The organism is Lacticaseibacillus songhuajiangensis (assembly GCF_003946025.1).
In the GTDB taxonomy this organism is placed as follows: domain Bacteria; phylum Bacillota; class Bacilli; order Lactobacillales; family Lactobacillaceae; genus Lacticaseibacillus; species Lacticaseibacillus songhuajiangensis.
This window is the reverse complement of record NZ_RHNR01000058.1, coordinates 1-13,041: the sequence shown is the minus strand read 5'-3', so window position 1 is coordinate 13,041 and position 13,041 is coordinate 1. Positions and strand designations below refer to the sequence as shown.

16 protein-coding genes are annotated in these 13,041 nt (G+C 54.8%); 2 read left to right on the top strand and 14 right to left on the bottom strand.

The genetic code is table 11. From position 1 onward, the window contains the following. Positions 1–194 precede the first annotated feature (194 nt). From EKM97_RS10910 to EKM97_RS10885, 6 genes are all read right to left on the bottom strand, one after another. A complete protein-coding gene (locus tag EKM97_RS10910; protein WP_125572441.1) occupies positions 195–749 on the bottom strand; it encodes a DUF805 domain-containing protein in 555 nt (184 codons plus the stop codon). A 60-nt stretch (positions 750–809) separates the two neighbouring features. After that, a complete protein-coding gene (locus EKM97_RS10905; protein ID WP_164507536.1) occupies positions 810–1,247 on the bottom strand; it encodes a DUF805 domain-containing protein in 438 nt (145 codons plus the stop codon). Between the two features lie 88 nt (positions 1,248–1,335). Further along, on the bottom strand, positions 1,336–2,166 hold the full coding sequence (locus EKM97_RS10900) for an aldo/keto reductase (RefSeq protein ID WP_125572439.1): 831 nt from the start codon (positions 2,164–2,166) through the stop codon (positions 1,336–1,338). 66 nt (positions 2,167–2,232) lie between these two features. Then, positions 2,233–2,703 (bottom strand): tRNA (adenosine(37)-N6)-threonylcarbamoyltransferase complex ATPase subunit type 1 TsaE, encoded by a 471-nt coding sequence (gene tsaE, locus EKM97_RS10895; protein ID WP_125572438.1) that lies wholly within the window; start codon positions 2,701–2,703, stop codon positions 2,233–2,235. Further along, positions 2,696–3,679, bottom strand: coding sequence for a phosphate acetyltransferase (gene pta / locus EKM97_RS10890; RefSeq protein ID WP_125572437.1), 984 nt, complete (start codon positions 3,677–3,679; stop codon positions 2,696–2,698). The genes tsaE and pta overlap by 8 nt, the downstream gene beginning before the upstream one ends. Positions 3,680–3,769: 90 nt before the next feature. Then, positions 3,770–4,456, bottom strand: coding sequence for a uracil-DNA glycosylase (locus EKM97_RS10885; protein WP_125572436.1), 687 nt, complete (start codon positions 4,454–4,456; stop codon positions 3,770–3,772). A 184-nt stretch (positions 4,457–4,640) separates the two neighbouring features. Here EKM97_RS10885 and EKM97_RS10880 point away from each other — a divergent pair, with 184 nt between their 5' ends. Together EKM97_RS10880 and EKM97_RS10875 are read left to right on the top strand one after the other, a co-directional pair. Then, a complete protein-coding gene (locus EKM97_RS10880; protein WP_125572435.1) occupies positions 4,641–5,516 on the top strand; it encodes a Cof-type HAD-IIB family hydrolase in 876 nt (291 codons plus the stop codon). A gap of 68 nt (positions 5,517–5,584) precedes the next feature. Beyond that, the gene (locus EKM97_RS10875; RefSeq protein WP_125572434.1) at positions 5,585–6,073 is read left to right on the top strand and encodes a hypothetical protein; all 489 of its coding nucleotides are present in this window, start codon (positions 5,585–5,587) and stop codon (positions 6,071–6,073) included. Between the two features lie 929 nt (positions 6,074–7,002). On the opposite strand, the gene EKM97_RS10870 is transcribed toward EKM97_RS10875, so the two are convergent. The 8 genes from EKM97_RS10870 to secG all read right to left on the bottom strand — a co-directional run bounded on the left by EKM97_RS10870 (position 7,003) and on the right by secG (position 12,775). Next, positions 7,003–7,437: an ACT domain-containing protein gene (locus EKM97_RS10870; RefSeq protein ID WP_125572433.1), complete on the bottom strand. Its 435-nt coding sequence runs from the start codon at positions 7,435–7,437 to the stop codon at positions 7,003–7,005. A gap of 95 nt (positions 7,438–7,532) precedes the next feature. Beyond that, positions 7,533–7,970: a GNAT family N-acetyltransferase gene (locus tag EKM97_RS10865; RefSeq protein ID WP_125572432.1), complete on the bottom strand. Its 438-nt coding sequence runs from the start codon at positions 7,968–7,970 to the stop codon at positions 7,533–7,535. Continuing rightward, positions 7,960–8,334, bottom strand: coding sequence for a GNAT family N-acetyltransferase (locus EKM97_RS12100; protein ID WP_225419281.1), 375 nt, complete (start codon positions 8,332–8,334; stop codon positions 7,960–7,962). Before EKM97_RS12100 ends, EKM97_RS10865 begins: the two co-directional genes overlap by 11 nt. Beyond that, entirely contained in the window at positions 8,335–8,547 is a 213-nt protein-coding gene (locus tag EKM97_RS12095; protein WP_225419280.1) for a GNAT family N-acetyltransferase, read from the bottom strand. Between the two features lie 207 nt (positions 8,548–8,754). Beyond that, the gene (smpB, locus tag EKM97_RS10855; RefSeq protein ID WP_125572431.1) at positions 8,755–9,225 is read right to left on the bottom strand and encodes an SsrA-binding protein SmpB; all 471 of its coding nucleotides are present in this window, start codon (positions 9,223–9,225) and stop codon (positions 8,755–8,757) included. Positions 9,226–9,249: 24 nt separating this feature from the next. Then, on the bottom strand, positions 9,250–11,715 hold the full coding sequence (gene rnr, locus EKM97_RS10850; protein WP_125572430.1) for a ribonuclease R: 2,466 nt from the start codon (positions 11,713–11,715) through the stop codon (positions 9,250–9,252). A gap of 30 nt (positions 11,716–11,745) precedes the next feature. Beyond that, positions 11,746–12,483, bottom strand: a complete 738-nt coding sequence (locus EKM97_RS10845) for an alpha/beta hydrolase (protein ID WP_125572429.1) — start codon at positions 12,481–12,483, stop codon at positions 11,746–11,748. A gap of 55 nt (positions 12,484–12,538) precedes the next feature. Further along, entirely contained in the window at positions 12,539–12,775 is a 237-nt protein-coding gene (gene secG, locus EKM97_RS10840; protein ID WP_125572428.1) for a preprotein translocase subunit SecG, read from the bottom strand. Between the last annotated feature and the right edge of the window lie 266 nt (positions 12,776–13,041).

Genomic DNA, 13,041 nt, shown 5'->3' with positions numbered 1-13,041 from the left:
CGCAGCCTGGCCTGAACGGTCCCCGCCGCGTAGCCCTCAATCGCGGAATCCAAGCGCACCCGCGCCGGAGTTGCCAACCACCGCCTTGCGGCGGTATGAAAACTGCTTAAAGTGCAAAGCGCACCCTTGCGGGCGCGGACTTACGCTGACAGAAAGAAAAAACGGGATTCGCATGTGCGCGAATCCCGTTTTGCTTACATGAACCGCCGTTTCTTCGAACTTGGTAACAGCGTCACGACAAAGTTGAGGATTTCGAGCAAGATGACGAGACCGTAACCAATTCCGAACAGCAGCGGGTGCTGCGTGATTGCCGCGGACGCACCGTTGCCGCTTTCCAGTGCGGCTGGCACGTTGATCAGCATCTGCATGCTCAAAAACTGCCCGATTAGGTACGGCACACCCAAGGTGACGAGTACCAGTAGCGGGTTCACCCCCGCATCCCGAAAGCGCCGTACGAGGATCGCAATGCGTGGGACTAATGTTCCCAGTCCCCACAGCACGGCAATCAGGAGTGGAATGATGATGCCTGCAAAAACGCGGGAAGCCGTGGCACCAGTAATTTCGCCGTCATTCATCGTCAGTGGCAACACGAGTGAGAAAACAAGTACTGCGCCGAGGATAATTCCAAATAGGAACTCCCACAGCTGCCACCACCAGTATGCCGCACGTGTACTCTTACCTTCAAAATCGACGTAATGTGTGAAAAATAATTTGAACGCCTGGAGAAAACCAACCCGTTTTTCTGCCATCTCATTCACCCGCTTATCATTTTTCCCAATGATAACAGTTTTTTAAGAATATCTCACTCATTAACCGGCAAACAGTGAGTGGTACTTACTCGGCAGCGCGCAGATGAGTAAATTGACGGCCAGCAAGCCGAATGCAATCCCATCGACAAGCACGTTGCCCATTTCCAGATAGAGCAACGCGAACGGGAGGAATACCGTCATCAGCAATAGCCACGGTGACATCCCCGCGTCCCGGTATCGCCGCACGTGCAGGCTGGCGAACGGCATAGCGAGTAGCGCACTCGTTAGTAGCAAGGCCACCAGCAAAATATCCGCCGCAAAAATAGCGGTCACCGAAATAACCATTTGTCGGCTGCGCATCCACAGGTAAAATAGTCCGCCGACTAAGCATAGTCCCAGAAGCGACCACCAGTACTGGCTGCGACCACTCCGACCATCAAAATCAACATAATCTGTGAGCAAGTGGCGAATTGCACTCACTGGACTAACAAATGCCATCCTCATCACCGCTTTCTTTTGACTGCTACAGTTACGCCTTCTAAAGTCATTATACCAGCATCAAGTAAGCGCTAACAAACGTGCGATATTAGAACTCTTCGTACACCGCCGGATCTTGATTCTTGTTGCGGCCGTCTGCGCGGGTCAGGCCATTAATTGCTGCCATCTCGTCAGCGGACAATTCAAAGTCAAACACCTGCAGGTTCTCTTGCTGACGACTGCTGTGCTGCGACTTCGGAATCGGCAGGACCCCCAGCTGTAAGTCCCAGCGCAAAATCACTTGGCCAACGCTCTTGTTGTGCGCAGCAGCAATCTGCTTGAGAACCGGTTCCGCGAGTACCTGACTTGCACGCCCTAGTGGACTCCAAGCTTCGGTAAGAATGCCCTTTTGCGCGTTATACGCACGCATGGCGGCCTGGTTGAAGTAAGGGTGCAACTCAATCTGGTTGACCACTGGCAAAACGCCGGTTTCGCGTTCCAAACGGTCAATGTGTTCCGGCAGGAAGTTGCAAACACCGATGTGGCGGACGAGGCCAAACTTTTGTGCAGCAATCAGGGCCTGCCAGGCTTCCACGTATTGGTCGCGCTGCGGATTCGGCCAGTGCAGCAGGTAGAGGTCGAAGTAATCCAGGTTGCTGCGGAAAAGTGACTCCTGAATCGCATTGATCGCGTCGTTGTAATGGTAGTAGCGCCCCGGCAGTTTGCTTGTTACCAGCAACTGGTTGCGACTAACGCCGCTGCGGCGAATACCGGCGCCGAGCGCACCTTCGTTCTCGTAGTTGTAGGCTGAATCCAGCAGGCGATAGCCATTCGCAATCGCGCTACTGATGGCTTCCGCACCCGCGGTCCCGTTCAATTTATAGGTACCAAAACCGATCTGCGGCAGCCGTAAGCCGTCGCGTGTTTGGTAATTATCCATGATGATGCTTCCTTTCTTAATCTGGTGAATGCAAAAAGAGGACGCGTGCCCGCATCCCCTTCCGCCTTACTTTAATTGTTCAATTGCCTTTTGCAGCTGCACGCCGCGTGAGCCGACGCCCTCGATGTCCAAGGTGCGCTTATTGTCATCGTGCTCGTCCTTGTGAAAATGCAGGGTGACGTACTCTTCCGGAATGCTGTAACCCAGAAAATCCGGCCACTCCACGACGCTCACGCCATCGCCTTCAAAGTACTCTTCGAGGCCCAAGTCGCCCGCGCCACCATCCTCGAGCCGGTACAGGTCCATGTGGTACAGTGGCAACTTTCCTTCAGGATATTCATGAATGATGGTGAAGGTCGGGCTCTTGATGGGCTGATCAATGCCCAAGGCTTTGCCGAGGCCCTTGGTGAAGCTGGTCTTGCCGGCACCAAGATCACCATCGAGCAGAAGCACATCGCCAGGTTCAAGCACCCCCGCGATGGCACCTGCCCACGCCTGCAATTCGGCCTCGCCGTTAAAGGTCCAGCTCTTAGTCATTAGCCGCCGCCAACACCTGCGTTGCGGTAACCAGCGCCGTTTGGTAAACGTCGTCGGTGCTTGCACCACGAGACAGGTCAGAAACAGGCTTGTTGAGTCCCTGCAGGATTGGACCAACAGCCGTGAACCCGCCCAAGCGCTGCGCAATCTTGTAGCCGATGTTCCCCGATTGCAATTCAGGGAAGACGAAGACGGTCGCGTGACCGGCAACCTTGGAGTCAGGTGCCTTTTGCGCGCCAACGCTCGGGACAAAGGCCGCGTCGAACTGCAATTCACCGTCAATTGGGACGTTGGGTGCCAGTGCCTGCGCCTTAGCCGTTGCTTCTTGCACCTTGGTCACCATGTCGCCCGCAGCACTGCCCTTAGTGGAGAAGCTCAGCATCGCCACGCGCGGGTCAATGCCAAACGCCTTAGCGGTCAGTGCAGATTCGACAGCAATCTCAGCCAATTCATCGGCATTCGGATCAATGTTGATGGCCGTGTCGGCGAAGAGGTAACGCTCGTCGCCGCGCTGCATGATGAAGGCCCCACTCGTCCGGGAGACACCTGGCTTGGTCTTAATAATCTGCAGAGCTGGCCGCACGGTGTTCGCCGTGGAGTGCACAGCGCCAGACACCAAGCCGTCAGCGGCGCCAGTGTACACCATCATTGTGCCGAAGTAAGTGGCATCATCAAGGGTACTAAGTGCCTGTTCGTGTGTCGTCTTGCCCTTACGACGTTCTTCAAAGGCTGCTACCAGGTCGGCCTTGGCCGGGTCTGTTTCCGGGGTGCGAACCGTCAGCTTACTGATGTCAAAGCCATTTTCCTTGGCGGCAGCAGCAATTTCCGCCCGGTCGCCAAGAACGGTTGCTTCTAGGACGCCTTCATTTTGCAGACGGGCAGCGGCACCCAAAATGCGGGGCTCTGCACCTTCCGGAAATACCAGCTTGACGCCTTTACCTGCGACCTGCTGCTTCAAACTTGCGAATAAATCCACCTTAAGTCCTCCTTGTTTGTTCATACCACCATTGTACCAATTCGCACGCCGTGAGTGCATTTTATTGACGACGTGCGGCTTAATTTTTGTTTAATCAAGGGTGGCCGTCTCTGGCAATTGCCAGTCAATTGCTCGCTCACCCATGGCTGCAAGGTCCGCATTCGCGCGCGAAAAGGGCTTGCTACCGAAGAAGCCGCGGTATGCAGAGAGCGGACTCGGGTGCGGTGAGGCAATTACCCGGTTAGTTTGCTCATTAATCATCGGCCGCTTGTTCTGCGCCGCCCGGCCCCACAAAATGAAGACGACCCCGCCACGTTTTGACAGTGCGGCAATCGCAGCATCGGTCAATTCTTCCCAGCCGCGACCGCGATGCGAGTAAGCTGCCCCGCGCCGCACCGTGAGCACTGCGTTCAGGAGCAAGACGCCTTGCTTTGCCCAACTCTTGAGGTAGCCGTGGTTCACCGGCGCAATCCCCAAGTCGGATTGCAACTCGGTGTAGATGTTCACAAGTGACGGCGGCAACTGCACCCCGGGCGCAACCGCAAAGCTTGCGCCCACGGCCTGCTGCGGTTCGTGGTAGGGATCTTGACCCAAGATGACCACCTTCGTGTCTGCGAAACTCGTCCACTCGAAAGCCTGAAAAATATGGTGCATCTCCGGATAAATCGTCTGCGTTGCGTACTCATTCTTGAGGAATGCGTGCAGATGGGCATACTGCTCCCCTGCGAACACAGGCTCTAATACCTGCTGCCAATCATTATGAATCAGCGTCTTCATGCCGCCACCTCCTGCACCCAGTCTACCGAACTCGCGCCCGGAATTCTATCATATCAAGCGTTTTCATGTTAGAATTAACTTAGTTATGGTGGTGGCTTGTGAACATTTTGCTTTACTCAGGCACTCATTACAGCATGCCATTCGCGCGGCCACCACTGAATACAAGCGGAAAGAGGTTTTGCTCATGATTAAATTGATTGCTTCAGATATGGACGGCACGCTCCTCAACGACAAAATGCAGGTGTCCGACGAGAACGCGTCCGCGATTCGTCAAGCGCAAGAGAGCGGCATCGAATTCATCGTTGCCACCGGCCGTGGACTTAGCGAGGCTAAGCCCCTCCTCGCCGACCAGCAGCTGCACACCGCCTACGTGACCTTAAACGGGGCAATGGTCTACGATGAAGCCGGCAACCTGGTGGTGTCCATCCCGATTCCGGACGACCTCACCAAGCAGTCCATGGCCCTTTTGGACGAGCGTAACCTCTACTACGAACTGGTCACGAACCACGGCATCTTCAGTAACAGCCGCGTTCGCCGTATCCAAAACGTGGCGGACCTGCTGGTGAACCTGAACCCTGATACCAACTACAAACTCGCGGTCGCCCTCGCCTCCGCCCGTCTGGAAATCATGAACATTAACTACGTCGACAACTACCAGGATGTGCTCGCCAACCCCGAACTGAAGGTCATGAAGATTATTGCCTTCAACACCGCGGACCCAACCGCGCTGAGCGAACCCAAGCACATTTTGCTGGACACCGGCAAACTCATGGTCACCAGCTCCTCGCGTAACAACATTGAGATCAACAGCATCGAGGCACAAAAGGGTATCGCGCTGGCAAAGTACGCGGCGCAAAAAGGTTACGGCATGGAATCCGTAATGTCCATTGGTGATAACTTCAATGATGAGTCCATGATTCGTGACGCCAAATACAGCGTGGCCATGGGCAACGCTGTGCAGCCGATCAAGGACCTGGCCTGGTTCATCACGGCCACCAACACCAATAACGGGGTGGCGCTGGCCATCTTGAAGGCGATGGAAGAAAACCGCCACGGCTAGCCCAGCTTGCGCAAGCGGTTGGGATTTGAGAAACTATGTGGGTAATCTCAAAAAGAAGGTGATTAGCTGTGGATCTTTTCTGGGAAACTGAGGGCCTGCACAATGGGCGCATGACCGCGGTGTGCGACAAAGACAACCGCGTTCGCTTCCTGCTCCGCCGAAGCCTCAGCGAAACACTCAACTACAAGCTGCTCAACGCGGATGCCAAGATTATCGGGAGCATCAGCTGCAACCAATCGAACCCGGGCCACCTGGACGTCACGCTCGGCAACCAAAATTACGGGACACTCATCAAATTGGCCGGGAGCAACCACCCGCTCTACGTATTGCGCGGTGCCAACTGGCTCATCAGCGGCACAGTTGCTACGAACCGTTACTCCGCCTACCACGGTATTTCCGCCGTATTCAGCACCGAGCCACTCGCGGACGGTGCTAGCATCCAGCTATGGTGCATGAATCCGGACAACGCGGCCGCCAGCCTGCTGATTGTTAGTGCGCTCGACCAAGTGCGGATGAACACCATCCACAAACAGGAGCCGCTGAGTTATTCATTCTAAACTATGTACGGGGGACACCTGAAGGTGTCCCCTTTTTTTGCTGTCCGTCAGCGTAAGTCTGCGCCCGCAAGGGTGCGCTCTACCCTTTAAGCTGTTTTCATACCGCCGCAAGGCGGTGGGTCGGCAACTCCGGTGGTGGTGCGCTCGGGCTACGCTCCGGGAACTACGTCGGGCGGGGACCGCTTCAGCCCGCTGTCGCGGTCTTCCGCTGGCGGAGTTGCCGCAAGAACAGCGTCAACTCCGCGCTCCCGAGATGATTGTGTGCAGCCACGACGGCAAGTACGGCCGTCCTGTCTCCAAACAATCATCTTTTCGCCCGACTCCGTTCCCTGCGCTTCGCCCAGACGCACCACCACCTCCGTGGCCGACACGTTACTGAGTGGAGACGGAACGACTTGTGATTGCGTGGCAGTTTCAAGTCATGCTGACGTCAGTTGGAGATTGAAATTACGGTGACAAAAGATGCTCATGCATTGTTACTGTATCTGCCGGTTCATTGATGTGCCACACTGCACAGGATATGAAATCTTCAACTAAACGTTGCGCGGAAATGTCATGACCACAGTATCGTGAACGCACTTAGGGCCTGGGGTGGATTAGCGTAGTGGGCAGGAACGGAGTTAGCGAAAATAAAATAGGCTGTGTATTCCCGACATGATTTTCGTCGGGGGTACACCGCCAATTTTATCGGGAGCGGGATATTGACGCTGGGCTTGCGGCAATATCCCCAGTGGAAGACGGCGCAGCCAGTCGACCTCGCGCTTTAGCGCGTAGTGAGACGGACACCGTAGGGCCGGCTGAAACGGTCCCGCTAACGGAGTTCCTGCCCGCGAAGCCAATCCACCCCAGGCCCGACCTTCGGTCTATTTTCACAGAAGCCATCCTTGCGGATGGTATTTTCAACACTTACGCTAACGGACAGCGTACAACTATTCGACAGAGACCAGCTTCACGTCAGAAACGCCGCGCAGGTCACGCAAGTCACCGGTCAGTTCGTCGAGCGTTTCGACCATGTTGCTGATGTCAAGAGAAATCACAACGCTCGCCCAGTTATGAATCGGGATGTTCTGGTTAATCGTCAGGATACTCCCCTCGGCGTTGCTGATACGGGCAAGCACCTCAGACAAAACGCCGCGCTCATGGTGCAGCATCAGGGAAATCACGGCCTTGCGCTTGGAAACGTCTTGGCTCGGACGGAACACCACGTCCTTATATTTGTAGTAGGTACCACGACTAATGCCGACGCGCTTGACCGCCTCGCTCACCTGGTGGACCTCACCATTTTCAATCAGAGTCCGCGCTTCAATCACCTTTTCAACAACATCAGGCAGGATTGAGCTGTCCACAATGTAAAACTTTTCCACGATTTTTCTCCGTTCACAATGGTTTTCGTAATTCACATTCCGTATTGGATTATACTACGTCACACGCTTGTTCACGAGTCGTAAACAAAAATATTTTACAACGTCCGCGTCAGCACTCGACAAGCCACGCCGTCTTCATAATACACGTCGGACACGCTGTGGTAGCCCAAACGCTCGTAGAAAGTCACAGCGGTCAATTCCGCGTGAATTGTTAACTTGTGCACGTGAACCGACTGCGCATGGCGTTCCAATGCCGTGATGATCTGACTGCCCAAGTGTTGACCGCGGTAATCCGCCAAAGTGGCGATGCGGGTCAACCGGCCCTCATCCTCACCTTCACGCAGAAAGCGGCCAGTCGCGACTGGCTGTTTGCCATCATATATGACAGCATAAGTGACTCCCGGAACATCATTTTGATCAAATTCATCTTTAATATCAATATTACGTTCGAGCACAAACACGTTCATGCGCACGTAAATACTGGCGGCGCGCTGCCAGGCGTCAGAACCGATGACGAGGTCTTTATTTGCCATTTGCCTGCGCCCCCAATGGCTTACTCATGTGGCGGTACATGTGTTCAAAAATCTGCACGCGGCCGTCATCTTGATAACCCTCACGTTCGTAAAGTGCCTGCGCCTTGGGATTCACCAAATCGCAGCAAAGTCCGACACGCGGGAAGCCCGCCTTTTGCGCCCGCTGGGCAGCATCATGCAACAAGGCTGTTCCAATACCGCGGTGCTGGGCACTCTCCTTCACCGCCAGTAGGTCCAAGTACCATTCACCCGGGAAGCTTTCTGGCCATGGGAAGAGCTCACGGCCATCCGTAATCCCGACTTGCGGCAGGAACGGCTTAAAGGCATCGTCAATGTGCGCCTCATCAGCCGCTGCGTAACCCACTCAAATACCGACAATTTCGCCATCATCTTCGGCAACGACTGTGTGGGCATAGCTGTAGCGGTATTCAGGCACCTTGAAGGCTTCAGCGAACACCTTGAAAATGTCGCTATCCGTCATTTTGAGGAGTTCAGGAACTTCCATTTCATCAAAGACAATCTTAATGAGCGGTGCACACTGCACGCCGTCTTCCGGTCTAGCCTGTCGAATCTTCATGTTAATCTCCTTTGTATACACAAACGGGGGCGCTACCATAGTTTTTAGCGTACGAACGTGACGTCGTGGTCGCGCGCCAAAAGGCAGCTCCCTAACATACAAGCAAGCACCGGTCGGAATCCTAAGTTCGGGATTCCGATCGGTGCCTGCTTGTATATCGGGAGCTAACCGCCTTTTGGCGCAGCCCCCGTTTGTACTTCACCACACTTAACGTACTTTCAGTGCCCGCGCGATTTCACGGTCCTGATCACGTTTCTTTAGTGTTTCACGCTTATCATAGTTGTGTTTACCAACGGCAATCCCGATGAGCACCTTGGCATAACCATGCTTCAGGTACGCCTTCAGGGGCACGATGGTCGTGCCCTGACCGGCCGTTGCCGCCGTAATTTTGCGCAACTCTTTCTTGTGCAGAAGCAGCTTACGATTGCGGAGCGGGTCCACGTTGAACTGGTTTCCCTCCGTGTATGGCGAGATGTGCACGTTCTCCAGCCAGAGCTCACCGTTACGCATCCGCGCAAAACCGTCCTTCAGACTGATTTTGCCAGCGCGTACGGACTTAATCTCCGTTCCGGTAAGTGCGAGTCCCGCTTCGTAAGTGTCCTGAATGGTGTAGTCGTGCCGCGCTTTCTTGTTCTGCGCGAGCAGGTTATCGGGTTTCGGTTTCTGCTTTCGAGCCATAATTCCAGCCTCCCGCTACTCTTTTTACTTACGCTTGTTCTTAAACTGACCGCCGCGGTTATTGCCACCGCGCTGGTTGTGGTTATTGTTGCCACTGTGGCCAAACTTCTTGGCAAGGTCATCAAGGCTGTTGCCGCCGCGACCACCGCCCCGGTTACCACCACGGTTGTTATTCCCGTGGAAATTGCCGCCGTTACCACCACGGTTATTGCCTGGGCGTCCGCCCCGACTGCCGCCAAAATTACCACCACGACGCTGCGGCCGCTGTGGGGCTTCCGTCAGCAATTCGCTGGTGTCAAAGTCGGCCTTCGGTGTGTTCTCGTCCGCGATGATGGAAAAGTCCACCTGGTGTTGATCAACGTCGACCTGCTCGAGGTGCACCCGAATTGGCTGCCCAATCCGGTACATTTTGTGGGTGCGACCCCCAACCAGCGCCATCTGTTTTTCGAGGAACTGGTAGTAATCATCATCCATTGTGGAAATGTGCACGAGCCCCTCAACGGTGTTCGGCAACTGCACGAACATCCCGAAGGAGAGCACGGAGCTAACCACGGCGTCGAAGTCCTGGCCCACCTTGTCCTGCATGAATTCAGCCTTCTTCAGGTCATCAACAGAACGTTCAGCGTCAATGCTCCGACGCTCGGCCGCGCTTGTTGCCACGGCGATGTCAGGCAGCGCGTTACGCCACTTGGCCTTGATTTCTTCACCGGTGCCCTGGGTTGCGTAGGTCCGAATCAGACGGTGCGCAACCAGGTCAGGGTAACGGCGAATTGGGGAAGTGAAGTGACTGTAGTACTTCGCTGCCAACCCAAAGTGTCCAAGTGGGTCTGGTGAGTACCGGGCCTGCTTCAAGCTCCGCAGCAACTTCACGTTCACCATGGCCTCTTCAGGTGTCCCGGTGACATCAGTCACAACCTGCTGCAACTGGCGTGGCGTTACTTCCTTGCCCTCAGCATGCTGAATGTGAATCCCAAAAGTACTAAGGAATTCAACGAAGTCCTTGATGGCATCAGCATCCGGTGTTTCGTGGACACGGTACAGGAATGGCACGTGCAGGTCGTAGTAGTGCTTGGCAACCGTTTCGTTAGCCGCAAGCATCATGCTTTCAATCATGCGTTCGGAGACGCCGCGTTCGCGCAGAACGATGTCAATTGGGTGCCCATCGTCGTCCACGATAATTTTGGCTTCGTTTTCTTCAAAGTCAATGGCACCGCGGGCGTGGCGCATCTTGTAGAGCACCTCGTGCAGCTTGGCCATTTCCTGCAGCATTGGCAGCAAGTCAGCGTGTTCGCCGAGTGCGGCGGCATCACCCTTGAGTGCCTTGTTCACGTTGCTGTAAGTCAGACGACCATGCGAGCGAATCACGGACTGGAAAATGTCGTGGCTGACGATTTCACCATGTTCATTAATTTCCATTACGCAAGACATCGCCAAGCGGTCAACGTCTGGGTTCAGGGAGCAAATCCCGTTACTCAAGCGGAACGGCAACATTGGAATCACGCGGTCCGTCAGGTAAGTGGACGTGCCGCGGTCGTAGGCTTCATCGTCCAGTGGTGTGCCTGGCGTCACGTAGTAAGAAACATCCGCGATGTGGACACCGAGGCGCCAGTTCCCGTTTGGCAACTTGGTGACACCAACGGCATCATCAAAGTCCTTGGAGTCGTCCCCATCAATGGTGACGATGACGTCATCCGTGATGTCGCGACGACCCTTGCGGTCACTTTCGGTCACGTGGTCGGGAATATCGTTGGCCTGATCCAGCACTTCTTGGGGGAAGTCAGACTTGATGTTGTTTTGGTAAACAATCGACATAATGTCGACACCCGGGTCATTCTTGTTCCCTAAGTCCTTAACGAGCATACCCTGCATATCTTCAGGGTGCTGGCGGTCAGGGTAACGGGTGATTTCGGTCATCACCATGTCGCCGCGTTGGGGCAGCATACCCGTATCCTTAACGTAGATTGGGTACTTACCCATCTTCTTAGCGTTACTCGTCACCGTGCCGATAAAGCCGGTGCGAATTGCCTCAGCGTCGGACATCGGCACGAATTCACCAACAAGCGTACTGTACTTGTGCTCCTTGATGTCAATAACTTCCCCGTCGCCGCCCCGGCTGTCGCCAGGCTTAGCGGCGTGCAAGACCTTAATCTCAACGGTATCGCCATCCAGTGCAAAATGCGTGTTTGGCGGGGCAATGAAGAAGTCGGGGTCATCGCTGTCCGGAATGGACACAAAACCAAAGCCCTTGTCGTTGGCCCGGAAAATACCTTCAACCCCTTCGGCAGCCTTACCGCCTAGTGCGTACAGGCCATTGTCATCGGTGTGGATAAAGTTATCCGCAGCGAGTGCATCAAGGGCCTTGAGCAGGACGTCATAGTCGCTGCGCTCAAGCTTAAGCGCACGACTAATCGTGGTTGGGGAATAATTAACGTTGTTATTGCGCCGGAAAAGCGAAAGCAATTCATTGCGCATGTGACCGATTGTGGTCATCTAAACACCTCTTTCATCTAAGTAATCCGGTTATAATCCGGATGCGATTGTTTGTAAAAAACTAGTAATATCTTTTTCAAGTTGTTCATGCACGGGGTCCACCGTCAAAATGTGCTGCGCGTGCGGGTAGAAATGGTAATCCACCTGCGCTTCGCTGAGCGCGTTGGCGGTGCGCTGGGCGGTCTGTGGATCAATCACCTGATCCGCCCCGCCCTGCGCAATGAACACCGGCTTGGTAATCCCATCCATTTTGCGCGCCACACCGTGGGCAAAATGGCGAATGGCCTTGTTCTGTTGGCGAATGGCGGGCTGCAGGGCATTGCGGTCGATTTCTTGTTGCGTATAACGCGCAACATAATCAAAGTACCCGGCAACGGTATCCGCAAAAATCGGCGAACCGTCAAGAATGGGCGCCGCCATCACGCCCCCACCGGCAACTTCCGGCAGGTCGGCGATTGCACGCATGGCAAGAACGCCACCAAGAGAGAGGCCAAAAACAGCAACGTGCGCGCACTCACGGTGCACCCGCGAAACGGCTGCCTGCACATCCTCCCACCAATCATCCGGATTGCCGCCAAGGAGCGGTCCGGCAAACGAGCGGTCATGGTGGCCGCGCAGAACTGGTGCGAACACGGTAAAGCCCTGCGCATTGAGCGCGGGTCCAAGTAATTTCATATCGCGGCTACTGCCGGTAAAAGAGTGCAACAACACCACACCTAAATCACGGCGGGTACCGTTGAGCTCAAGTGCATTCGGCTTATTAATCAAGGAAAACACCGCCTTTTAAACAAAAAACCTCCTGCGCCGGCAGGAGGATTAGCTTCTAGTGGGATGACAGGTAAACCAGTACCAGCGCAAGGCCAAAGAATAGAACCCCGAGCACGACGGTAACCTTTTCCATGAATGCTTCGAACCCGCGGGACTTGGACTTGCCGAACAGGTCTGTCGCGCCGCCGGAAAGAGCACTCAAGGCATCCTGCTGTTTACTTGGTTGCATGAGGACCGCGATCACGATAAGGACCGAGTCCACGATAAGCAGGTTTGTGAGTAATGACTGCACGTTCTCTTCCTCCATTAGTCAGCGGAGCGAACTAGGAAGCAGCTTTCTCCGCGAAAAATTACTACTAACAGAGTAACACAAAGCGCGGGTACTTGCATAGCTGTTTTCACTCGTAGCGGTTACTGTCCGTCAGCGTAAGCATTTTGGCGACGGAGTCGCCCCGAGCCTCTGCGGCGTTTTCACAACTATTGCTAGGTGGGCGGTGGAGTCGGCAACTCCGGCAGGAGTGCGCTTGCGCTTCGCTCCGCGAGAACTGCGTCGGCGGG